This window comes from Microvirga sp. Mcv34, from assembly GCF_024519725.1.
Lineage (GTDB): Bacteria > Pseudomonadota > Alphaproteobacteria > Rhizobiales > Beijerinckiaceae > Microvirga.
Window position 1 is genome coordinate 1 of the sequence record NZ_JALJRK010000076.1, and the last position, 20,482, is coordinate 20,482.

A 20,482-nucleotide genomic window follows, 5' to 3' on the forward strand; every position below is an offset into this window, starting at 1 on the left:
GGCTATCCTGGAAAAGGTCGCCCGTGCGAAACAAGCGTTAGAGTCACAACACTAGATTCCAAGCACCGTAGGCGTCATCATGGTTGATATACCCTATCTTTTTGGCCTTCAGGTGCTGCTTGCCGAAATCCACAACGGAGCCGCCAACCGCATATTGAGTGATCGAGAAGGCGCCAAAGATATAATCAGTGGGCGGGTAGAGAGCGCCGTCTGCCGATGCATTCAGCATCACCCACGGAACCTTGCTGCGGACCACGTAATCCTTCGCAGCCACGGCTGCAGCGGAGCAAGAGCCACCGTTGAGCATGAACACTTGGTCCTGCTCGACCAGTTTCTTGACAGCCGACACGAGGTCGTTGGCATTGCAGCGATCGTCTTCAATGACGAGTTCGATCTGGCGGCCATGGACGCCGCCTTCCTTGTTGACCTTGTTGTAGTACATCTTCGCCGCGTTGATCACGTCGAAGCCATAGGCCATGTTCGCCCCGGACAACGGTGAGAACACCCCAATCTTGATGGTCTTGTCCGTCAGGCCGGGCTCCTGCGCGGAAGCCCCAACAGAATGGACGAGACCTGCAGCCAGCATCGCTGCTCCAAGCCACATCTGAGTTGCCTTATCGTTCATTTCTTCCTCCCTTTTCGAACTTCAGATTTTGTGAGCCCGACGGTGATTGTGCGTGTTGAGGGCAGCGCTATGATGTGCGGAGCCGCCGGACACACGAGAAAGCACATGGCGGCAGGCACATAATCAAGCACATCCACGCGGAATAGCTGGTGGAGCCCTCTCACCGACGCTGAATTCGGCAGAAAAACAATGCCCAGATGTGTCGATCAGGTCTAAGCCAATAGGGCCAAACGTCTTGCATTGGGGGATCAATTCACGGGCGAGCGCCTGCGCCACGAATAAGTCGTTCTCTGCCAGCGTTAAGGGGACCGCAGCACCAATGCTTACGGCACTCCTCGTCACCAGCGCGATGCTTCGCGCATGAGACGTCACGATTTTCTCCACAGGCGGTCATATGCCACCATTGGATACAATCCAGCAGCTTGCGAACCAGATTGTCAATAAGTTCGTTGCAATTAACGTTTGATTTTATCCAATCTTCCGCAAACTTCCCGTCGCGATGTAAGCGCGAAGTCCGTTCTACGAAAATTCGGAAACGTTCGGCAGAGGAACATCCTTTTGGAGAGATCTGTCTCGGTTCAAGAAAGCGTCCTGCCCTGATGCCTTCACCTCACGACGCCGCGTGGCGACCGATCACGTAGCCGAACGTCAGCGCTGGTCCGAGCGTAATGCCCGCGCCAGGGTAGGACCCGCTCATGATCGAGTTGATGTCGTTGCCGCAGGCGTAGAGACCCTCGATAACTTGGCCTTGAGTATCACGCACCTGAGCGTTTGCATTGACGTCGAGCCCCATCGTGGTGCCGATATCGCCCGGGAAGATCTCGACTGCGTAAAGAACGCCCTCAAGGGGTTTGAGGCATTGGTTCGGTCTATGATTCGGGTCGCCGAGGGCGGTTTGGTATGGGGTTGATCCCTTGCCGAAATCCGGATCCACCCCTTGGGCCGCGAGTCCGTTATAACGATCGATCGTTTTCTGAAGAACTCCGGCGTCGATGCCGCAGACCCGAGCCAATTCCTCTACGCTCAGGCCGCGCTTGAGATAACCGGATTTCAAATAGGGGCCGATCCGCCCTGGAAAACAGGGAACCGCTCCCAGCCCGTATCGGCGCAGGGCATCGTGATCGCAGACCAAGAAGGCCGAGTTCTCCCCCTCGTCCAGCAGCTTTTCCACCAATCCCTGCACGAAATCATGATAGCTGGCCGCCTCATTGGTAAAGCGCCGACCATCATGACTTACCGCGATGATGCCAGGCTTCGCGCGGTCCATGAACAGGTGCGGGAAAGGCCGCTTCGAACCATCGGGCTGCGGAATCAGTGAAACCGGCGCCCAGGACGCGGCATCTGAATTCGTGGACACGAAGGCCGCTCCGATGGCCTCGGCGGCGGAAATCGCGCCTCCCGTGTTTGGCGAAGGTGCCATGCTGTAGTGGGACAGGCCACGGCGAACATGTTCAAACGTCTCGGCGCGACGTTTGACATCATGCGGAAACCCGCCGCTGGCGAGGACGACGCCCTTTGTGGTCACAATAGTCCTGTCGCCAAGTCTCGTGCGCAAGACGGCGCCCGTCACTCGGCCCAATCCGTCCTGCTGAAGCGAGATGAGTTCGTGCTCCGTCAAAAGCGGTATCTTCAGGGCAAAAACCGTCTCGGCCAGTCTCCCGACGACTGCTGCGCCCAAGCTCAGTCGCGTGTTGCGTCCAACACTTATCCTGTCTTTGAAATAGCGCGCAACCTGCTTGGTGGCATGCACAAAGGAAGGCCACTCACGGGTCATACGCACGAAATGGAAGAGGTCAGCACGTCCGAGCTGCATCCCACCGAGAATCGTGAACTCCTTGATCGGAGGGCGCAGGCGGTTCAGGTTCTTTCCCAACGCCCTGCCATCGTACTCCATGGCATCCAGTACACGTCCCCCGAGCGCAGCTCCTTCCTTGTCCGGATGATAGTCCGGCGCATAGGGACGATGGGTCATCTTCAATGCCGTCTTCTTGTTGAAGAAGTCGATAGCCGCGGGACCATTGTCGAGGAAGGCGTCGACCAGTTCCGCATTGAAGCGATTTCCGGTTTCCAACTCGATATAGCGGCGCGCAGCCTTGCGATCATCCTCCATACCGGCCGCTCGCATGATGGGATTGTCCGGTATCCAGATCGCGCCTCCGGATACTGCGCTCGACCCACCAAAATATTCGGACTTTTCCACGATGACGGGTTTCAGGCCCGCATGGGCTGCGCTGATGGCAGCCGCCAGACCCGCTGCGCCAGATCCGACAACCAGAAGATCGCAGCTCGAAGGAAGCACTTCTTCAGTCGACATGCACGGGCTCCTGCCGGGGGAAGCGACCAATGGTCCAGCCGCCATCGACGGCAAGCACCTGGCCGGTGACAAAAGACGATTCATCCGAGGCGAGAAACCGCACGGCCCGGGCAATGTCGAGCGGCGTACCCGCCCGGACCAGTGGAGTCTGCTCGATCATGATCTGACGGCGCCAGGGCTCCGACCGGATACGTTCGGCGGTCAGCGACGTTTCGATAAGGCCCGGCGCGACCGCATTGACGCGGATACCGGAAGGGCCGAAATCCGTTGCCATCTGGCGCGTCATGCCTACGACCGCCGCCTTCGATACCGAATAGGCCGCCGAGTTATAGGCCCCGACCAGACCGAAGACCGAGGCCGTATTCACAATCGTCCCGCCGCCCGCGCGGATCATCAGCGGCACTCCCCAGCGGGATAAGGCAAAGGCACCTTTGACGTTGATGTCGAAATAGCGCTGCAGGTCCTCGTCTGTGGTCTCGACTGCATGAGAACCGCGGCCGATGCCCGCATTGTTGACCAGAATGGAAAGCGTAAGGCCGGACTTGGAAAGTTCGGAGTGGAGCCTGGCGGTGAGCTCCGGATCGGTTATGTCGCCCTGCACGGGGATCGCTCCTGCTCGGCGGGCTGCGAGCGCATCGATGCCGGCTCTTTCGCGATCGACCGCAATCACAGTCGCGCCGGCGGCCAAGAGAGCCTCCGCGATGGCTTCACCGATGCCCTGGCTCGCGCCGGTCACGATAGCGGTGCGGCCCGCGAGAGTGGTGATGTCGAAGCTCATGACAGATTCCTCAGAATGCTGCCGTGCCGCCGACGGACCGGCCGCCGTCGACGATCAGGACTTGCCCCGTGACGAAATTGGCGCGTTTATCGGCGAAGAAGGCCACGGCGTGAGCGATATCCTCAGGGATCCCAAGCTCTCCGGTGGGCTGCTGGTCGCGGAGCAAATGTACGTCCGATCGCGCGAGAAGCATGTCCGTCTGAATTACACCCGGCGCGACCGCATTGACTGTGATCTGCTTGTCGCCCAACTCGAGCGCCAGTGCCTTTGTAAAGCCGGCAACAGCGGCCTTCGATGCAACGTAATGTGCATAGTTGCGGGCACCGAATGCTGCGCGTGAGCAAAGATTGATGATTCGACCCCATCTCGGCAACCTGCGAGCAGCCTGCTGGCAAAGCTGGAACATGGCGACCAGATTGACTTCATACATCCTGCGGAAGTCGTCAACGGTCAACTCGTTGAAAGCCTTTACATTGAAGATCCCGGCATTGTTCACCAGAATCTGAAGGTTCTCTGCACCGTCGATCAACCTCTGTGTAGCGACCGGGTCTGTGATGTCGAGGATTTCGGAGCGCGCCTTGAACCCCCGGGACACGATCTGGTCTACGGTCTCGACCGCAGGCGCCTGGGCTCGGTCGGCAACGATCACGAGGAAACCGTCCTCCGCCAGGCGATGTGCGATAGCGCGGCCAATACCGGAACCCGCACCCGTGACAATGGCAGTTTGAAGAATGCGTTCCGACATTTGCTCTTCCCCGGATTTCATCTCCCAAGGCGGCAACGGACTTGGCGGAGATCATCGTATGGCAGATAGAAATTGCAGAAATATCGAGGAGATTCTGATTTCCCCTCGGGGAGCGGCGTTTGGACCCGCCGCTCCCGGCTCAGGGTCTAGAGACCGAAGCTTTTCTCGTCGACTTTTGAGAAGATCTCATCGGCGACCAGCTTCGCGACGGCGTCCTCGTTATTGACGTCGATCCCTTCGAGGAGCTTGGTCCACTTGGACTGAAGCTCGAGGAACTGCTTCGCGACATCGGTCGGATCCTGCACGCGACGCTCCTTGGCAGTCCGGCTAGGATAGGAATCGACGACGCCGGCGCGGAACTTGGCCAAGGCCTGGACCAGCGATGCATCGGGCTCGTTGATCTTCAATCCACGTTCTTTTGAGCCCTTCAACGCCTTACTGACGGCTTGCGAATAGGCGATCTGCACGCGAGCCACGCTGCGGGCCGTCACATCGAGCAGCTTGCGGCGGTTCTCCGGCCCGATGTCCGACCAGAAATCCTTGTTATAGACGTAGGTGACGCCGAGCGACGTCCCCTGCTCCAGCATCGTGATCGTCTTGACCACTTCCCAGAGCTTAAGGCCAGTCTCCAGGCTGGTCGGGTCGGTCAATGTGCAGTCGATCGATCCACGCTCAAGTCCAGAATAGACGTCCGCGGCCGTGACAGCCACCGGGACGGCGCCGAGAGACGCCACCCATTCGTTCTGAGCGGTGCCGGCCGTACGGATCTTCAGGCCTTTAACATCGTTCAGGTCACGCACGTCACGCATGCACAGCATTAGGTAAGTCGGCGTGGAATAGCCGGCCAGAGCGACAGTCCCGTGCTTGGCAAACTCGGCCTGTATCCGCTTGTTCGTTAGCACGGTCTCGGTCAGTGCAAAGGCTGTCGCCATGTCGTTCTGTGCCACGAAGGCAAGATCGTTGATTAGGCCCGAAATCGGCAATTCCGAAGGCGTATAGGAAGTCGCTACGAGGCCAAGCTGGGCCACATTATCGCCCAGAGCACCCAGCGTGGTCTGCGCGGGCACCAGTGAACCCGAGGAATAAAGCTCGAAGTCGATCTTTCCTTTAGTGGCAGCTTTCACATCAGCCAGAAAAGGTACGTAACCAACACTCGTCAGGATGTGACTTGGCGCCAGCCAGGTTGTCGCCTGATACTTATCGGCATGAGCCACACCGGTCATCAAGGTCAGCGAAGCGACGGTCGCAGTCAGGATCTTTTTCAATGTCTCTCTCCCAGGAAAATTTCGTTTTGGGTGACGCACAGTCTCAGGCGTCCTGTAATGTCACCCGTTCCTTTACTTCGCCATGAGCTCAGGCAGCCACAGGCTGAGAGCCGGGAAGGCAATCAGAATGGCGAGCGTCAGCATGTCGATGACGATGAACCAAGTCACACCGTTGAAGATCTCCCCTAGTGACACTCGGTTGCCCATGGCGGATTTGATGACGAATACGTTCATCCCCATTGGAGGCGTGACGAGGCCAATTTCAAGCAGCTTGATCGTCAGCACGCCGAACCAGACCAGGTTCACGTCATGAGCGATCAGAAGCGGGCCGAGCACCGGCAAGCACAGCAGCATGATTGAGATCGACTCAAGAAAAGCGCCTAAGATCAGGAACAAGACGCAGATCAGAAGGAGAACCGTGAAGGTCGAGTAGTCGCTGAAGAAGCCGATCACGAAGTCCGGCAGTGTCGCCAATGCCACAAAGCGCGCAAACAAGGCAGCACCCAGCACCACGATGAAGATCTCTGAAGTGCCGGCAGCGGTGTCGACTAGGGCGCGCCGCATGAGCTCAACGGTGATACGGCCACGCACAAGGGCCAGAACGAGGGCAAGGAATGCGCCGGCCGCGCCGGCTTCAGTAGCGGTGAAGATGCCAGCAAAAATTCCGCCCATCACACCCAGGATCAGAACGGGTAGAGGCCATGCATCCGAGATCATTGCCCTTTTCTCTTCCGGCGTGGCATTCACCTTCACCTTTGGAGCAAGAGTAGGATTCAACACGCAGCGCACGGTAATCAGGCCGACGAACATGACGGCGGTCAGGATTCCCGGGATGATACCTGCAATGAACAGCGTCGAGATGGATGTATCGAGCAGGATCCCAAACACGATCATCAGAACGCTGGGTGGAATCAGTGCGCCAAGGGTACCGGCCGCGGCAACTGAGCCGGTGGCAAGTCCCTTGTTGTAGTTAGAGCTGAGCATCTCGGGAATGGCAATCCGCGAGAAGGCCGCCGCCGAGGCCACGGATGATCCCGAAGCGGATGCGAACAGCGCGCTCGCCGCGACTGTGGACGAGGCAAGGCCACCCGGCAGCCATGCCAGAAGGATGCGGGCTGCGCCGAACAGGCCCCGCGTCAGTCCCGATTCGACGGCGATGAAGCCCATCAACAGAAACATTGGGATCGCCGAGAGATTCCAGTCGCCGATCAGGTTGAAGGGAACAGCTTTGGCTATACCGACAGCGGGTCTCCAGCCCATCATTGCCCAGATACCCACGAAGGCAGTTCCGCCCATCGCAGCGCCGATCGGAACTCGCAAGCCGATCAGCCCCAGAACTAGCGCGATCCCCAAGAAACCAATTTCAATGCGTTCCATCGCTAGCCTCAGTGACTATGATTCTGCGATGCGTTGTCGTTCAGACGCACGCGATCGCCTGCAACAATCTTGATCACCAGTACGAGACAGGCGATCGCAAGTCCGAGCGGCAGCATGAACTTCGCCGGCCACACCGTCACACGCCACAATCCATCAATAGTCTCGTTTGTATTGAAAGCACGCATCGCAACATCCCACGAGAACCATCCGAGGCCGGCGTAGAAGATCAACGTCCCTATCTGACCGATCTTGCGCATCACGCGCTGCGTGGCCGGACCGACATTGTCAAATACGAGATCGACTGAGATCGCCGACCCCTTTGCTTCGACAAACGCAAGGATCAGGAAAACGCTTGCAATCATGTAGTAGTTGGCCACGACCTCGGCCGTACTGGGAACTGGATAGTGGAAGACGTATTTACCAATAACGTCTGCCACCACGTGGAACATCATCAGCGCAACGGATAGTCCCGCCAGAACGGTAAGTGCATTTGTAAGCAATCTCAGCGCTCTCAGCATAATGCGCTCTCCCTGTATTCCCATCGGCTCGGCTTGAGCCGAGACACGGCTGCTACTGCATCCGGTATCCGCCATTGACGTCGATCACGGCGCCAGTGATGTAAGACGCATCCTTGCCCAGAAGGAAGGCAACAGCGCCGGCCACATCTTCGGGGCTGCCGACCCGCAGGAGAGGGATGTTTCCGGTGACGGAAGCATAGTTTTTGGGGTCCAGTGATTGGTGCAGCATGGGCGCATCGATCAATCCGGGCGCAACCGCATTGATAGTGATCCCCAGGGGGGCAGCCTCGCGGGCGGCAGCTTTCACCAGGCCAAGAACGGCACTCTTGCTGGCGATGTAAGCGGAACTCGAACGATATCCGCCAAGCTGCGCCGCGACTGACGAGAATGCTACGAAGCGCCCGCCTTCAACTGGCGCTCGCGTGCGGGCACGCAGATACTCACGCATGAGCAGGAAGGTGCCGGTGCTATTGACCCGTTGGGTCAGATCCCATTCATCCAGGGATATCTCGGTCAGCGGCGGACGCTGCCCGCCATTCCTCAGCAGCAGAATGCCAGCGGCGGCAACGACTATGCCGATCTTGGCCTCACGAGTCTCAACATCATTGAAGAGCTGCTGGACCTTCGCTTCATCCGTCACGTCAAGCGCAAGGGCCTTGTGTCCCGATCCGGACAGGGATGCGACGACCTCGGCGGCGCCAGCCTCGTTGGTATCGGTTGCAATGATAGGGAAGCCATCATTGGCGAGCCGCTGCACAATGGCACGGCCGATCCCGCCTGCGGCCCCGGTCACGAGGGCATATATAGTCATGGTTCCAGCCTGAATATTTTCTTAGAAACTGATGCCCCAGGAAATTGGATCCAAAATTGCCAATCAGCAACCCGACTTTCGTCTTAAATGGCCATATTGGATCCAGAGCGGCATCAAGGCCACTTGCACTTGCCGCTCCACGCGGTATTTTTGAAGCATGAGCACTGCGACCACATCCCTTCCATCGGAGATCACCAGCGCCGATCTTGTAGCGAAAACGATCCGCGAGAAGATACTGGAGGGCGAGTTGGAACCGGGACGACGGCTCCAGCAAGATCATCTGTCCGACATGCTAGGGGTTTCCCGCACGCCTCTTCGGACGGCCTTGGCCATGATCGCGCAAGAAGGGCTCATCGATTATGAGGCCAATAGGGGTTATCGTGTCCGGGCGTTCTCCATCTCCGAGGTGCGAGATGCGTTTGCCGTCCGCGCGCAACTGGAGGGGTTTGCCTGCCGTTGCGCAGCGTCGCGGAAGGTTTCGGAAGTAACCATCGCGAAATTTGATGCCCTTGTGACTGAGGGAGACCGCCTCCTCTCCGGTGGAACGCTGGATCCCTCCCTGCTGCCCGCTTACCGGCGCATGAATGTTCAGTTTCATCAGCTAATCATATCCCTGGCCGGGAACTCCTGGATCGAAAGCTTCGTGCGGCAGACGCACAATGTCCCTCTGGTGTCTGACCGCATCATTCTCTGGGACGACTATGACATCATCTACCGCTCCCATGATGACCATCATCGAATTGCGAAAGCCATCGCGCAAGGAGAGGGTATCCGAGCCGAAAATCTGATGATCGAGCACGTCATCTTTGCGGGAAAACTCTTGGCCGAGAAACTCGAAATGGATCCACAGGGAGTCCTGATGTCGCACGGCAGAACATCGAACCATTCACCCAAGTCCCATAAAAACGGATAGCTTTCATGACCGCCCTGAAGCTCTTTTACTCGCCGGCCTCTCCTTATGTTCGCAAGGTCCTGGTCAGCGCGCATGAAAAAGGCGTCGCAAACAAGATCGAATTGCTCCCTTCGGCGGCAGGTCCGGTCAAACGCGATCAAACGATCATTTCTCATAATCCGTCAGGCAAGGTACCGACTGCTATCCTACCGGATGGACAGGCTCTTTTCGACAGTCGTGTGATCTGTGCTTACGTGGATACATTGAGCGAGGCGCCCCATCTCGTGCCAACGTCCCACGACGAGCGCTTTCGTGTTATGACGCTGGAGGCGCTTGCAGACTCCATTCTCGATGCGGCTCTGCTTTGCCGCTACGAAATGGTTTTGCGCCCCGAAGAAAAGCGCTGGACTGATTGGTACAACGGGCAAATGGAAAAGATCGACAGCGGCCTTGACGATCTGTCCCGCAATTGGATCGGCACCTTGCAAGGCCCGATTTCCGCCGGCGCTATCGCGGTCGCTTGCGCCCTGGGTTACTTGGATTTCCGCTTCGCCAACAAGGATTGGCGCACTGGCCACGAGGAACTGGCCAATTGGTACGGAGGGTTCGCGGAGCGCGGGTCGATGAAAGCGACTTGGCCACAGGGATAGCTCGGTACTAAGTAGGTCGCCAAAAGATCTGCAACAGCTTTCTGAACCAGAAGTGTTTGGATGCCATGCCAGCCTTGCGAAACGCTTGTTGCGGCGTCAGCGTCAGCACCCAGGCGGCGGCATCGGCGGCCAGAGCATCTATGGAGGCGGCCTGCCGGTTGGCCGCAACCAGCCGCTTGAGTTCACGCCAGAGTTGATCCATCGGGCTCAGTTCGGGCGCCTGCCGGGGCAACCACACGAACCGGATGCGCAGCCGGTCGGCGAATTTCTGGGTTTGTGGGGCAGTATGGGCGCTGGCTCGGTCGGTGAGAAGCCAGAGCCAGCCGGCGCCACGGTAGCGGTGCCGCAACGCGCGCAGGAAAGCCCGAGCCTCGGCCTGACCGGCACGGGTGCGGATCAGGACCATCCGGTGAGCGCTGCGGAGATCAATCGCCCCAAACAGCACCCGCTTGGCGTTGCGCCCGGTGATCGGCACCATCACCTGCGTGCCCTTGAGCGCCCAGGTGGCCCGCAGCGGCGGAAACAGCCGCAGCAGCGTCCAATCGAGGCACAGCAGCTGATCGCCCCCGTGCCAGCCCGCCTTCAGACGTCGGGTGATCCCCCCTTTTTTCTGCGGCAGATGCGCTGCGCGTTGGACATAGGCATAGCGCGGGCGCTTCCAGCGATAGCCCGCCTCGTGCAGCCGGCGCCGCAGCGTTCGGGGCTGACGGCAATGCCCTTCGCGGCTAGGTCGTGCGCCAGCAGCGGCACGGTCCAGCTCGTGGCCTGAGCCACAGCGGCGCGGGTCGCGTGCCAGGGCGGCTGCTAGGCGCTGCGGCGTCAGCGGGCGATGGAGGCATCGCCCGTTCAGCGCTCCACGTCTTCGGAGAATAACAAAGCTACCTGAGGCTTTGATGCGGACCACCTCAGTCCGGCAGCGCGCCGACATCGCACTTCTTGCAGTTCAGCTCCTGGCCTAGTGCCTTATCACGGCCTTTCGGCGTAATGACCCAAGGACGATTAGTCCACGGCGGATTATGGCGGACATGCTGGTTGTGGCCGCATTCAAGTTCAGCGACCCAGTGCTGTTCTTCGTCGAGGTGAAAGCCGACAATCCGTTTCTTCATGTTTCAATAAAACGTCAGGCGCCTGCAGGTTCAATCACAGCCGTGGTGGATCTGAGGGGAGGAGAACCAAGCGGCGCAGTATATCAGAAAAAATAATTGATATAGAGCGAGTGCAAGCCCTGCTTTGAACCAGCTCTGTGTACCAAGCATTTTCCGCAACTTGACCTTCAGCCCTTTGGCGCGAACGACTTCATTCGACCGGTGTTGTCACGTTAATCGGCCTCGGGCGCATTAAGGCCAAGCCGGTTGCCTGACAGTTTCAAGAGGCGACATTCGCTGCGACTTTCCAATCGACCATGGCGTTGAGGCGGTGAAGGTAGGTCGCACGGGCAGAGCGGCGGGAGCGGGGTGGAACGAAGACATTGCGGACAGCAGAGAACACGCTGACGAAGCGCTGCAGGTATCTGGGTGATCGAAAGCCTTGCATTGCTCGCTCATGTCGCCGGAGCGGTAGATGCGCGTTCTCCGCTCTGTTATTCAGCCCTTTGTGCGAAAGGCTGCGTAGGAGCCAAGCTTATCGGTGATCATGCATCGGAGCGGGCAGCCTTGTTTCTTCAACAGCCGCTTCAGCAAGCGCTTGGCGGCCTGGGTGTCGCGTCGGCTCTGGACGATTTCATCAAGCACATAGCCGTCCTGATCAACCGCCCGCCACAGCCAGTGTTTCTGGCCGGCACTGGTGACCGCGACTTCGTCGAGATGCCAGATATCGCGACAGTTTGGATTCTTACGCCTGAGGCGACGAGCGTGACATGGCCCAAACTTCAAAGCCCAGTGGCGGACGGTCTCATAGGAGACGACGATGCCGTGATCGAGCGACATCTCCTCGACCAGCCGCAGGCTTAATGGGAACCTGAAATAGAGTCATACCGCATAGGCGATGATTGGGCGCAAAGCGGTGGCGTTTGTAGCTGACGGGCTTGCTCATGCCGGACCATCTACACGCCTTGTCACCATGCTCGGGTTAACGCAACGACACATACGGGAGAATGCCGACGGGACTAATTGCGATGCGCCCTGCTTCACACCTGCTGGCTGACCAGCCACACTGGTGACAGAACTCTATTCAAGCCATAGTCGCTAGTGCCTCTTTTGTCACCTCGTATCGATACCTCTCACCCGTGAGCATCCTGCAGACCTCATCCACAGCCGTTGCGCCCTGGCGCAGGTAGGTCTCGTGACTATGCCCGGCAGCGTGCGGCGCAAGGATGGCATTCGGAAGGGTGCGCAATGGACTATCATGCGGCAGAGGCTCCTTCTCGTAGACATCGAGCACCGCTGTGAACCGACCCTTGCGCAATTCTGCGATAAGAGCCTGTTCATCTACAATGGCGCCGCGCGCCGTGTTGATGAATAGGGCGCCGTCCTTGATCAGGGCAAGCTGATCCGTCCCGATCAGGTGCCGTGTTTCGGGCAGCGAGGGCACGTGCAGAGAGACGATGTCGCTCCGTCGCAGGAGGTCATCAAGGTCACACAGTTCCACATCCATCTCACGAGCTTGAGGCACCGTGAGATAAGGATCATAGACGAGAACCCGAGCATTGAACGCGCGGAACAGGCGCATCATCATGCGCCCGATATAGCCTGCGCCGAGCAGGCCCACTGTCTGCTCGCCGAGGAGCCGCCCGAGCAGGCGGGACCGAAGGTCGAACCAGGGCTCGTTGCGGCGCATTCCGTCCGCGAGTTCCGCGGGATGGCGCAGGAAGGCGAGGACTTGTGCCATCACAAACTCCGAGACCGCCTCGCCAATATGGATTGCCGCATGCGTAACCCGGAGCCGCCCCTCCTCGATCGCCGCGAAAGGAACAAGGTGCCGAACGCTGCCTGCTGCATGGGCGACCAGTTTCAGCGATGTCGGATGCGCCAGAAGACCTTCGTCGAGGGGCGGAGTTCCCCAACCGGTTATCGCCGCCACGGCACCGTCGACCAAGCCGGGCAGGTTATCGGCGGTGAGCTCGCCCTCTTGAGGTGCGCGAACGTTCGCAACTTCTGCCAGCCGCTTCTCGGCGGAGGCGGGGATAAGCTTAGCCCGCATGTCAGGCGTCAGCAGGATCACGACCTTCGGCTTGCTTATAGGCGACTCGTTCATGCTGCTCATGTAGTATTCTCCCTATTCCAGGTCGACCGTGTCCTGCCGGTGGCAAGCGAACGGTTCTCGTTAGATTCTGTCGGGGTTGCTTATCGGCTCTCGGTCTGCACCGGTAATTCAGTCCGACCGCGGCGCCCCGTGCCTTCATTCTCTTCTCCGGCTAGAAACCGACGCCACCGTTGATCTGGACCACTTCTCCCGTCACGTATCCAGCCTGCTCCGAGGTCAGGTAGAGCACTGTTCCAGCCACATCCTCGGGTGTACCCTCTCGCCGCAATGGCGTCTTGGCGACCGACTCGGCCCGGCCTTGCGGTGTGTTGAACGTATCGTGGAACCGCGTGCCGATGAGCCCCGGCGCGACCCCGTTGACGCGAATGCCGAGAGGGCCGACCTCCTTGGCCAGTGACCGCACCAGCGTAGCGACCGCGCCCTTGGTGGCTGCGTAATGCGAGGCCCCGTGCCCGCCTCCGTCGAAGCCGGCGAGAGATGACATCAGGACGATGGAGCCGGATTGCCGGGGCTCCATGGAACGGAGAGCAGCCTGCACCACCAAGAATGTGCTCAGAAGGTTCAGGGAGATGGCCTCCTGCCAGAGCTCCAGCGTCGAGTCGACGCAACGACTTCTTTTCAACAGCCCACCGGTATTGGCGAAAAGCGTATCGATCGGTCCAAGGTCCTGTTCCGTACGCCGGACGACTTCGGCAACTTCTTCAGGATTCGTCATATCCGCCTTCAAGGCCAGAACCTGCTTGCCTTGCGACTTGTACGCCGTCTCGATCGCTCCCGCCTCGTCAGCGCTGGTCTTGTACGTGAATGCCACCTTGGCTCCAGCATCCGCAAACGCGCGAGTCGTTGCGCCACCGATCCCCGATGCACCTCCGGTGACGAGGACGACCTTTCCTGTGAAATCCATCGACTTCTGGTCCTTTGTAGAGAGAGACAAAGAGCATTTCCCCTAGCGTCGGCTGGGCTGGATCACGAGCTCCGAAACATGAGCCCGCCGGGGCATTCGCATGACGAACAGGCAGGCCTCGGCAATGTCTTCAGGCTGCAGCGCCGCGCTGCGGACCTCGGCGCTCACGGGAGTCGGCCGGCGATCGAGCAGCGGCGTATCGGTCATGCCGGGCAGGATCGCGGTCGCGCGCAGACCGTTCGCCCATTCCTCCTCCATGATGGCATGGTTCAGGGCGAGAACGCCTGCTTTCGAAGCCTGGTAGGCCGCGCCCGAGCGATCCGGTTTTCGCGCCGCGACCGACGAGATGTTGATGATCAACCCGTCTCCTCGCAGGCGCATAGGAGGCACGAGACATCGGCACAGGTTGAACGCAGCCGTCAGATTGGCCTGGATCATCGCTGCCCAGGAGTCCGGCGTCAGTTGGCCAAATGCCCGCTCCACGAGATTCATTCCGACTGAATTGATCAGCACGTCGACCGTCGTCAGATCGATGCCTTTAAAGGCATCGGCTAGAACGTCCGCGTCGGAGGCATCGGCGACGACGGACGAGATCCGCGCTTGCCGGCCTGCGGATCGAGCGGACGTAAGGGTCTCGTCAAGCCGGTCCGCGTTGCGTCCGAGCAGAATGAGATTGACCCCGGCCTCGGCCGCGGCCAAGGCCGTGGCGCGTCCCATGCCGCTGCTCGCGCCGGCGATAAGAACCGTCTGACCGGTGATGTCTCGAACCATCCATCCGTTCCTGTTTCTATGCGGGTTGCAAGATCCGCGCAGCGGTCGTCGACCCCCGCACGATCAGTTGCGGCGTGACGTCGATAAAGGCGGGCTCATCCGCCGGAACCGAGCCTTCCACGTGCGCGACGAGCATGCGGACGAGCATCTCGGTCATGGCCGGCACCGGCTGTCGGATTGTTGTCAGAGCGGGTTGCGCGATCTCCGCGAGAACGATGTCATCGAAGCCGACGATCGAGATATCGTCCGGGACGCGAAAACCGAGATCGCGCGCGCCTGCATAGGCCCCGAGCGCATACATGTCGTTGATGGCCACGATTCCGGTCGGCGGATCGTCGCGGCTCAGCAATTCGCGCACGCCCATCCGCCCGAGCTCCGCTCCCTCCAGATCGCCGAAGCCGGCAACGCCGCCGCCCTGCCAGATCATCTCGTCGCGCAGCGGCAGTCCCGCCCGGGCCATCGCCATCCTCACACCATTGATACGCCCGATGCGGCTGTTGGTCCTGATCGGACCAGACACTGTTGCGATGCGCTTGTGTCCAAGCCCGATCAGATGCTGGGCCGCAAGGGCGCCGCCGAGCTCATGATCGACGCTCACGCCGCAGGTGATGACATCCCTGGTCTCGTTTACGCGCTGATCAAAGGCAGCGACTTTGAGGCCGCGCGCCGTCAGGTCACGCAGATAATCGAACGACAGGGGCGACGATCCAAGGATGATGCCGGTGATGCCTGAGCCGAGCATCGCTTCTGCGTACCGCGTCTCCACATCTGGATCCCGCTCGGCATTGCAGATCATGAGCCTATAGCCACGCTGCCGGGCCGCGCGCTCGACGTGGTGCGCGACCAGACCCCAGAACGGGTTTGCAACGGATGGGATGATCAAGCCGATGCTGCAGCTCTGACCCGACTTCAGCTGCCGGGCGGCGATGTTCGGAGTGTACTTGAGCTGTTCAATCGCCTCAAGGACGCGACGCTTGGTTTCGGGCCGCATCTTTTCGTGACGACCATTGATCACGTTGGAGACCGTACTGGCGGAAACTCCCGCCTTCTTCGCGACATCGAGAATACCGGACATCGATTCTTCCATTGACGTGGTTGCGGACCCTTCAAGGCGCGGGCACTGCAACGATTTACCAATAAGGCGGGAGAAATCCTTTGTCAAAGGCTCATCGTTGATACTAAATTGCATATTATCGCGAGAATTAATGTTTTCGCGATCACTTATTTACTGTTGACGAGCTGACCATTCCTTGTGTTACGTTTCACTAAGGAAGCCCAAAGAGGCTCGCTTATAGGGAGGAAGAGATGTCGATACGGATGAATCGGCGGGATGTACTCCGCCACGGCGCCGCCTTGCTGGGCAGCGCGGCCTTGACCACGACGCCCCTCACTCAGGCACTCTCGCAATCCAAGGTGCGCGTGCGTTTTGCTGGGTATGTCGAGTCCCAGGAACAGTTGACGCAAACTCTTGCTGTGCTGAAACTGTACTCTGAAAAGAATCCCGGTGTTGAGATCATCCCCGAATTCACGAATTTCGGCGCATTCACCGACAAGATCGCGACCGAGACCGCGGGCGGCAACGCACCCGACATGTTCAGCGTCAACGTCGATCTGCTGGCCGAATACGCTCGGCGGGGCGTGACGACTCCCCTCGACGCTTACGTGCCCAACCCGATCAACTTGGCCGATTACCTGCAGAGCGCCGTCAATGCGGCGAAGTTCGACGGCAAGCAATATGCGATCCCCAATGATGCGATCGGGCCCACCATCATCACGAACGCCTCATCCTTCGAGAAAGCCGGCATCAAGGTTCCAGATCAGATGTGGACGTGGGAGGATCTCGCTGAAACGTCTGCAGCGCTCAGCAAGGCGCTTGGGCCGCGTTTCTGGGGCGTCGAGGATGCCGGCGGCAATTATATTCCGTGCGACATCTTTCTGCGTGGTCGCGGCAAGTCGATGTTCACGCCGGATCACAAGCTCGGCTTCGCATTGGAGGACATGGAAGCCTGGTATGCCTATTGGAAGATGATGCGCGATACGAAGGCCACGCCGCCCGGTGACGTTCAGGCTCTTGCCGGCAACGACGATCCGAGCACGGCTGGGATCGTCGCAGGACGAGCCGCGATGAACATCACGCTGACTGACAGCTTCGTCGGCTTCCAAGCCCTGTCACAAGACAACTTCGTTCTCCACATGATGCCGAACGGCTTCAGAGGCGGGGAGATGAAGCAGCGCCATTACTGCTATGCCGGCAACTCGACCACGGTGTCGGCAAAATCCCCGAACCAGAAGCAGGTCATCGACATCATCCGCTTCATGCACTTCGATCCGGAGGGTGCCAAGACCTATTACACCAACAGCGGCATGATCCCCTGCTCTAAAGCCGGCCGCGACGCACTGGCCGCTTCGGGAACCGATGCGGATCGCAAGATCATTGCCTATCTCGATCTGTTGCAGAAGGATCCGGCGCCGCCCCGGTACCCGGGCGTTCCGGGAATGACGGGCATGCTGACGCGCGCCAATGAGGGCGTCGCCTTCGGGAAGATGACACCCAAAGAGGCCGCTCAGCAGTTCATCAACGAAGTGAGCGTCCGGCTCAAGAAGTAGGTCCTGCGGTACATCCTTCTATGCAAGGGGGGCGCGGCGAGGCCATGCCCGTTGCCGCGTCCCAAAGTGGTCTCAGCGGAAGATACGTCATGAGCACGACCCTATCCGGGACAGCTTCGCTTGAATCAGCCACCGCGCCCGAGGCGCGCCCGCGCCGGCACAAGGCCGTAGGGATCAATGCGCGTCAGAACGGCGCCGCCTTTCTGTTCCTGGCACCCTGGCTCATAGGCTTGGTTTTTCTGACGCTCGGCCCGATCCTGGCATCGTTCTATCTGTCGTTGACCCGCTACGATATGTTCACGCCGCCGCAATGGCTGGGCTTGGACAACTACGTGAAGATGTTCGCCGAGGATGGTCGGTATTATCAGTCCTTGCGCGTGACGTTCACCTATGTGTTCCTTTCGGTGCCATTGAAACTTGCCTTTGCCCTCGGTATCGCCATGCTGCTCAACCGCGGCTTGAAGGGATTGGGTTTCTATCGATCCGTTTACTATCTTCCCTCGCTGCTCGGCGGCAGTGTGGCCGTGGCCATCATGTGGCGACAGGTCTTCGCCTATGACGGCATCATAAACCAGATTCTTCTGAAGTTCGGCATCGATGGGCCGAGCTGGATCACGAGCACGGACTACGCGCTCTATACTCTGGTGGCGCTCGCCGTCTGGCAGTTCGGGTCTCCTATGGTCATCTTCCTGGCCGGCCTGAAGCAGATTCCGCAGGATATCTACGATGCGGCGGAAGTCGACGGCGCTGGTCCGGTGCGCAAATTCTTCAGTGTCACGCTGCCGCTTCTGACCCCGATCATCTTCTTCAACTTTGTGATGCAGATCATTGGAGCATTCCAGGCGTTTACGCCCGCCTATATCATCAGCGGCGGCAAAGGAGGGCCTGCCGACGCGACGCTGTTCTACACGCTCTACCTGTACGAACAAGCGTTCACCAACTTCCAGATGGGCTATGCTTCAGCCATGGCATGGGTTCTCGTCGCCATCATCGGTTTGGCGACAACCCTTTCCTTCCAGTCCGCCCGCTACTGGGTCCATTATGGCGATGAGCGCTAAGGATGCTGCCATGACAACTCCTTCCATGCTGACCCGGAAACCGAAGAGGTTAACGATCCGGTGGCGTAGTATCATCGTTCATGGCTTCCTCATCGTCGGCGCGCTGGTGATGATCTATCCGCTGCTCTGGCTGGCAAGCAGTTCGCTGAAGCCGGCCAACCTGATCTTCTCCGATCTTAGTCTCTGGCCGTCCAAGATCCGGTTGCAGAACTATGTCGATGGCTGGCGAGGCGCGGCCTTACCATTCTCGTCCTTCTTCCTGAATTCCTTCATTGTCTCCGGCCTTGCAGTGGTCGGCAACGTTTTTGCCTGCAGCATGGTGGCCTATGCGTTCGCGAGGTTGAACTTCGTCTTCAAGAGAACGCTGTTCGCCCTGATGATGCTCACAATTATGCTGCCCCTGCACGCGACGCTGATCCCACAATACGCCCTGTTCTATAACCTGGGTTGGGTGAACACGTTCCTGCCGCTCACCGTGCCGAAGTTCTTGGCCGTAGACTCGTTCTTCATCTTCCTGATGGTCCAGTTCATCCGCGGCATTCCACGCGAGCTTGATGAGGCGGCCGTCATCGATGGCGCCGGGCCGATTCGTATCTACTGGTCGGTGATCTTGCCGCTTCTGACGCCAGCCCTGGTGACCACAGCAGTGTTCTCCTTCATCTGGACCTATGAAGACTTCCTGTCGCCTCTAGTGTATCTCACCTCAATGGACCTTTACACGGTGCCGCAGGGGCTGAGCCTTCTAATGTCCTCGAAAGGTGCATCTTCATGGGGTCCGCTCCTAGCCATGTCGCTGCTGTCGCTGGTTCCCCTGTTCGTTGTGTTCTTCGTCTTTCAGCGTCGGCTGATCGAAGGCATTGCAACGTCAGGCCTTAAAGGTTGAGAGCGCGAGCGACGATCAAGCCAATCCGCTGCATTGAAGGATCTGTTCCATGGCGAAGCATCCGATTTCCGTCTTCACGAAACCTTGGACCGAATCCCTGCCGTCTGTTGCTGACAAGGTAACGTCCCTGGGTCTAGATGGAATCGAGCTTCCAGTTCGGCCGGGCTATCAGGTGACGCCCGAGAACGCTGCGGCGGGGTTGGCGGATGCAACCCGGGTGCTGGGCGCGAGCGGGTTGAAGATCTTCAGTGTCGCCAGCACGGCGGACGAGGCGATCATCGCGGCCTGCGGCGACAGCGGCATACCGCTCATCCGCATTATGGCGCCTATCGATCTCAGTCTCGGCTATGTCCGGTCAATCGAGAATTACCGCCGCCAGTTCGACGCACTGCTTCCAGCCTTGGACCGTCACGGTGTCGCGATCGGCGTCCAGAACCACTATGGCTGCTTCGTCGGAAGCGCTGTCGGACTGCTCCACCTGATCGAGAAGTACGACCCGCGCCACGTTTGCGCGGTGCTGGACATGGCCCATTGCGCCGTTGACGGCGAGCCGACCGCGATGGCTGTCGATATCGTCAAGGACAAGCTCCAGCACCAAGTCAATTTCAAGAGCGCTTATCGCGCCCGGGTCAACGGCCCCGAGGATGAGGCCGTGTACAAGGTCAAATGGACGACGCATCAACACGGTGGGTACTCGTGGCGGGAGTTCGTCGATTGCCTGAAGGAGGTGGGGTTCACCGGCACCCTGTGCCTCCCCGCCGAGTACAGCGATCCTGCCGGCATGCCACAGCGCATGGGAGATGACGTCATTCCCTACCTGCAGGAGGATTTAGCCCACCTCAGGTCGCTTGTCGCGGATTGGTAAGCCCCCGGGCTGCGTTGTGGGTCCCTATACGGGGCTCTTGTAAGGGCTCCGTTGCATTACCCCAGGCCGTATAATGAGGGGGCGGGTGGACATGCGCCCTCGCCTCCCCGACCATAAGGTTGGGAGGGCATCGTTCACGGCCGATGCCGGCCGCTTTACGAGGGGTTCTCACGCCCCAGAACCGGATGCGTCCGGTTCCGGTGACGAGGTAACACGCA

21 protein-coding genes and 1 pseudogene are annotated in these 20,482 nt (G+C 59.3%); 7 read left to right on the top strand and 15 right to left on the bottom strand.

From position 1 onward, the window contains the following. Positions 1–43: 43 nt before the first annotated feature. The 8 genes from OC446_RS24465 to OC446_RS24500 all read right to left on the bottom strand — a co-directional run bounded on the left by OC446_RS24465 (position 44) and on the right by OC446_RS24500 (position 8,433). Positions 44–625, bottom strand: coding sequence for an ABC transporter substrate-binding protein (locus OC446_RS24465; RefSeq protein WP_262031621.1), 582 nt, complete (start codon positions 623–625; stop codon positions 44–46). A gap of 610 nt (positions 626–1,235) precedes the next feature. Next, a complete protein-coding gene (locus OC446_RS24470; RefSeq protein ID WP_262031622.1) occupies positions 1,236–2,939 on the bottom strand; it encodes an FAD-dependent oxidoreductase in 1,704 nt (567 codons plus the stop codon). Beyond that, complete coding sequence (locus tag OC446_RS24475) at positions 2,929–3,717, bottom strand: SDR family NAD(P)-dependent oxidoreductase (protein ID WP_262031623.1); 789 nt, start codon at positions 3,715–3,717, stop codon at positions 2,929–2,931. The genes OC446_RS24470 and OC446_RS24475 overlap by 11 nt, the downstream gene beginning before the upstream one ends. Positions 3,718–3,727: 10 nt before the next feature. Next, positions 3,728–4,462: an SDR family NAD(P)-dependent oxidoreductase gene (locus OC446_RS24480; protein ID WP_262031624.1), complete on the bottom strand. Its 735-nt coding sequence runs from the start codon at positions 4,460–4,462 to the stop codon at positions 3,728–3,730. A gap of 146 nt (positions 4,463–4,608) precedes the next feature. After that, positions 4,609–5,727 (bottom strand): C4-dicarboxylate TRAP transporter substrate-binding protein, encoded by a 1,119-nt coding sequence (locus tag OC446_RS24485; RefSeq protein WP_262031625.1) that lies wholly within the window; start codon positions 5,725–5,727, stop codon positions 4,609–4,611. A 72-nt stretch (positions 5,728–5,799) separates the two neighbouring features. Then, complete coding sequence (locus OC446_RS24490; RefSeq protein ID WP_262031626.1) at positions 5,800–7,104, bottom strand: TRAP transporter large permease; 1,305 nt, start codon at positions 7,102–7,104, stop codon at positions 5,800–5,802. Between the two features lie 8 nt (positions 7,105–7,112). Next, positions 7,113–7,622, bottom strand: a complete 510-nt coding sequence (locus tag OC446_RS24495) for a TRAP transporter small permease (protein WP_262031627.1) — start codon at positions 7,620–7,622, stop codon at positions 7,113–7,115. Positions 7,623–7,674: 52 nt separating this feature from the next. Next, a complete protein-coding gene (locus OC446_RS24500) occupies positions 7,675–8,433 on the bottom strand; it encodes an SDR family NAD(P)-dependent oxidoreductase (RefSeq protein WP_262031628.1) in 759 nt (252 codons plus the stop codon). A gap of 157 nt (positions 8,434–8,590) precedes the next feature. Between OC446_RS24500 and OC446_RS24505 the strand changes: the two genes are divergently transcribed. Together OC446_RS24505 and OC446_RS24510 are read left to right on the top strand one after the other, a co-directional pair. Continuing rightward, on the top strand, positions 8,591–9,346 hold the full coding sequence (locus tag OC446_RS24505; RefSeq protein WP_262031629.1) for a GntR family transcriptional regulator: 756 nt from the start codon (positions 8,591–8,593) through the stop codon (positions 9,344–9,346). Positions 9,347–9,351: 5 nt separating this feature from the next. Next, entirely contained in the window at positions 9,352–9,975 is a 624-nt protein-coding gene (locus OC446_RS24510) for a glutathione S-transferase N-terminal domain-containing protein (protein ID WP_262031630.1), read from the top strand. A gap of 7 nt (positions 9,976–9,982) precedes the next feature. On the opposite strand, the gene OC446_RS24515 is transcribed toward OC446_RS24510, so the two are convergent. Together OC446_RS24515 and OC446_RS31115 are read right to left on the bottom strand one after the other, a co-directional pair. Continuing rightward, the gene (locus OC446_RS24515) at positions 9,983–10,903 is read right to left on the bottom strand and encodes an IS630 family transposase (RefSeq protein WP_262031631.1); all 921 of its coding nucleotides are present in this window, start codon (positions 10,901–10,903) and stop codon (positions 9,983–9,985) included. Continuing rightward, positions 10,881–11,081: a DUF3565 domain-containing protein gene (locus tag OC446_RS31115; protein WP_410055121.1), complete on the bottom strand. Its 201-nt coding sequence runs from the start codon at positions 11,079–11,081 to the stop codon at positions 10,881–10,883. The genes OC446_RS24515 and OC446_RS31115 overlap by 23 nt, the downstream gene beginning before the upstream one ends. Between OC446_RS31115 and OC446_RS24520 the strand changes: the two genes are divergently transcribed. After that, positions 11,001–11,177: a hypothetical protein gene (locus OC446_RS24520; RefSeq protein ID WP_262031632.1), complete on the top strand. Its 177-nt coding sequence runs from the start codon at positions 11,001–11,003 to the stop codon at positions 11,175–11,177. The genes OC446_RS31115 and OC446_RS24520 overlap by 81 nt on opposite strands. A 163-nt stretch (positions 11,178–11,340) precedes the next feature. Here the strand turns inward: OC446_RS24520 and OC446_RS24525 are convergent. The 5 genes and pseudogenes from OC446_RS24525 to OC446_RS24545 form a co-directional block, all read right to left on the bottom strand. Next, positions 11,341–12,006, bottom strand: a pseudogene (locus tag OC446_RS24525) (IS6 family transposase). Between the two features lie 138 nt (positions 12,007–12,144). Next, a complete protein-coding gene (locus tag OC446_RS24530) occupies positions 12,145–13,176 on the bottom strand; it encodes a hydroxyacid dehydrogenase (protein ID WP_262031633.1) in 1,032 nt (343 codons plus the stop codon). A gap of 151 nt (positions 13,177–13,327) precedes the next feature. Beyond that, on the bottom strand, positions 13,328–14,080 hold the full coding sequence (locus OC446_RS24535) for an SDR family NAD(P)-dependent oxidoreductase (RefSeq protein WP_262031634.1): 753 nt from the start codon (positions 14,078–14,080) through the stop codon (positions 13,328–13,330). A gap of 42 nt (positions 14,081–14,122) precedes the next feature. Next, on the bottom strand, positions 14,123–14,851 hold the full coding sequence (locus OC446_RS24540; protein ID WP_262031635.1) for an SDR family oxidoreductase: 729 nt from the start codon (positions 14,849–14,851) through the stop codon (positions 14,123–14,125). A gap of 16 nt (positions 14,852–14,867) precedes the next feature. Beyond that, entirely contained in the window at positions 14,868–16,013 is a 1,146-nt protein-coding gene (locus tag OC446_RS24545; protein WP_262031636.1) for a LacI family DNA-binding transcriptional regulator, read from the bottom strand. A gap of 143 nt (positions 16,014–16,156) precedes the next feature. On the opposite strand from OC446_RS24545, the gene OC446_RS24550 reads away from it, so the two are divergent. The 4 genes from OC446_RS24550 (at position 16,157) to OC446_RS24565 (ending at position 20,264) form a co-directional block, all read left to right on the top strand. Beyond that, positions 16,157–17,458 carry an ABC transporter substrate-binding protein gene (locus tag OC446_RS24550; protein WP_262031637.1) on the top strand — a complete coding sequence of 434 codons (1,302 nt, stop codon included), beginning with the start codon at positions 16,157–16,159 and terminating at the stop codon, positions 17,456–17,458. 89 nt (positions 17,459–17,547) lie between these two features. Next, positions 17,548–18,516 carry a carbohydrate ABC transporter permease gene (locus tag OC446_RS24555; RefSeq protein ID WP_410055122.1) on the top strand — a complete coding sequence of 323 codons (969 nt, stop codon included), beginning with the start codon at positions 17,548–17,550 and terminating at the stop codon, positions 18,514–18,516. 10 nt (positions 18,517–18,526) lie between these two features. Continuing rightward, positions 18,527–19,399, top strand: a complete 873-nt coding sequence (locus OC446_RS24560) for a carbohydrate ABC transporter permease (protein ID WP_410055123.1) — start codon at positions 18,527–18,529, stop codon at positions 19,397–19,399. Positions 19,400–19,448: 49 nt separating this feature from the next. Further along, positions 19,449–20,264, top strand: a complete 816-nt coding sequence (locus OC446_RS24565; RefSeq protein WP_262031640.1) for a sugar phosphate isomerase/epimerase family protein — start codon at positions 19,449–19,451, stop codon at positions 20,262–20,264. Positions 20,265–20,482: the final 218 nt, after the last annotated feature.

What these genes read in the sequence shown, in the direction of transcription:
- OC446_RS24465 (WP_262031621.1), bottom strand. Translation starts at nt 625, where the DNA reads ATGAACGATAAGGCAACTCAGATGTGGCTTGGAGCAGCGATGCTGGCT.
- OC446_RS24470 (WP_262031622.1), bottom strand. Translation starts at nt 2,939, where the DNA reads ATGTCGACTGAAGAAGTGCTTCCTTCGAGCTGCGATCTTCTGGTTGTC.
- OC446_RS24475 (WP_262031623.1), bottom strand. Translation starts at nt 3,717, where the DNA reads ATGAGCTTCGACATCACCACTCTCGCGGGCCGCACCGCTATCGTGACC.
- OC446_RS24480 (WP_262031624.1), bottom strand. Translation starts at nt 4,462, where the DNA reads ATGTCGGAACGCATTCTTCAAACTGCCATTGTCACGGGTGCGGGTTCC.
- OC446_RS24490 (WP_262031626.1), bottom strand. Translation starts at nt 7,104, where the DNA reads ATGGAACGCATTGAAATTGGTTTCTTGGGGATCGCGCTAGTTCTGGGG.
- OC446_RS24495 (WP_262031627.1), bottom strand. Translation starts at nt 7,622, where the DNA reads ATGCTGAGAGCGCTGAGATTGCTTACAAATGCACTTACCGTTCTGGCG.
- OC446_RS24500 (WP_262031628.1), bottom strand. Translation starts at nt 8,433, where the DNA reads ATGACTATATATGCCCTCGTGACCGGGGCCGCAGGCGGGATCGGCCGT.
- OC446_RS24505 (WP_262031629.1), top strand. Translation starts at nt 8,591, where the DNA reads ATGAGCACTGCGACCACATCCCTTCCATCGGAGATCACCAGCGCCGAT.
- OC446_RS24510 (WP_262031630.1), top strand. Translation starts at nt 9,352, where the DNA reads ATGACCGCCCTGAAGCTCTTTTACTCGCCGGCCTCTCCTTATGTTCGC.
- OC446_RS24515 (WP_262031631.1), bottom strand. Translation starts at nt 10,903, where the DNA reads ATGTCGGCGCGCTGCCGGACTGAGGTGGTCCGCATCAAAGCCTCAGGT.
- OC446_RS24520 (WP_262031632.1), top strand. Translation starts at nt 11,001, where the DNA reads ATGCTGGTTGTGGCCGCATTCAAGTTCAGCGACCCAGTGCTGTTCTTC.
- OC446_RS31115 (WP_410055121.1), bottom strand. Translation starts at nt 11,081, where the DNA reads ATGAAGAAACGGATTGTCGGCTTTCACCTCGACGAAGAACAGCACTGG.
- OC446_RS24530 (WP_262031633.1), bottom strand. Translation starts at nt 13,176, where the DNA reads ATGAGCAGCATGAACGAGTCGCCTATAAGCAAGCCGAAGGTCGTGATC.
- OC446_RS24535 (WP_262031634.1), bottom strand. Translation starts at nt 14,080, where the DNA reads ATGGATTTCACAGGAAAGGTCGTCCTCGTCACCGGAGGTGCATCGGGG.
- OC446_RS24540 (WP_262031635.1), bottom strand. Translation starts at nt 14,851, where the DNA reads ATGGTTCGAGACATCACCGGTCAGACGGTTCTTATCGCCGGCGCGAGC.
- OC446_RS24550 (WP_262031637.1), top strand. Translation starts at nt 16,157, where the DNA reads ATGTCGATACGGATGAATCGGCGGGATGTACTCCGCCACGGCGCCGCC.
- OC446_RS24555 (WP_410055122.1), top strand. Translation starts at nt 17,548, where the DNA reads ATGAGCACGACCCTATCCGGGACAGCTTCGCTTGAATCAGCCACCGCG.
- OC446_RS24560 (WP_410055123.1), top strand. Translation starts at nt 18,527, where the DNA reads ATGACAACTCCTTCCATGCTGACCCGGAAACCGAAGAGGTTAACGATC.
- OC446_RS24565 (WP_262031640.1), top strand. Translation starts at nt 19,449, where the DNA reads ATGGCGAAGCATCCGATTTCCGTCTTCACGAAACCTTGGACCGAATCC.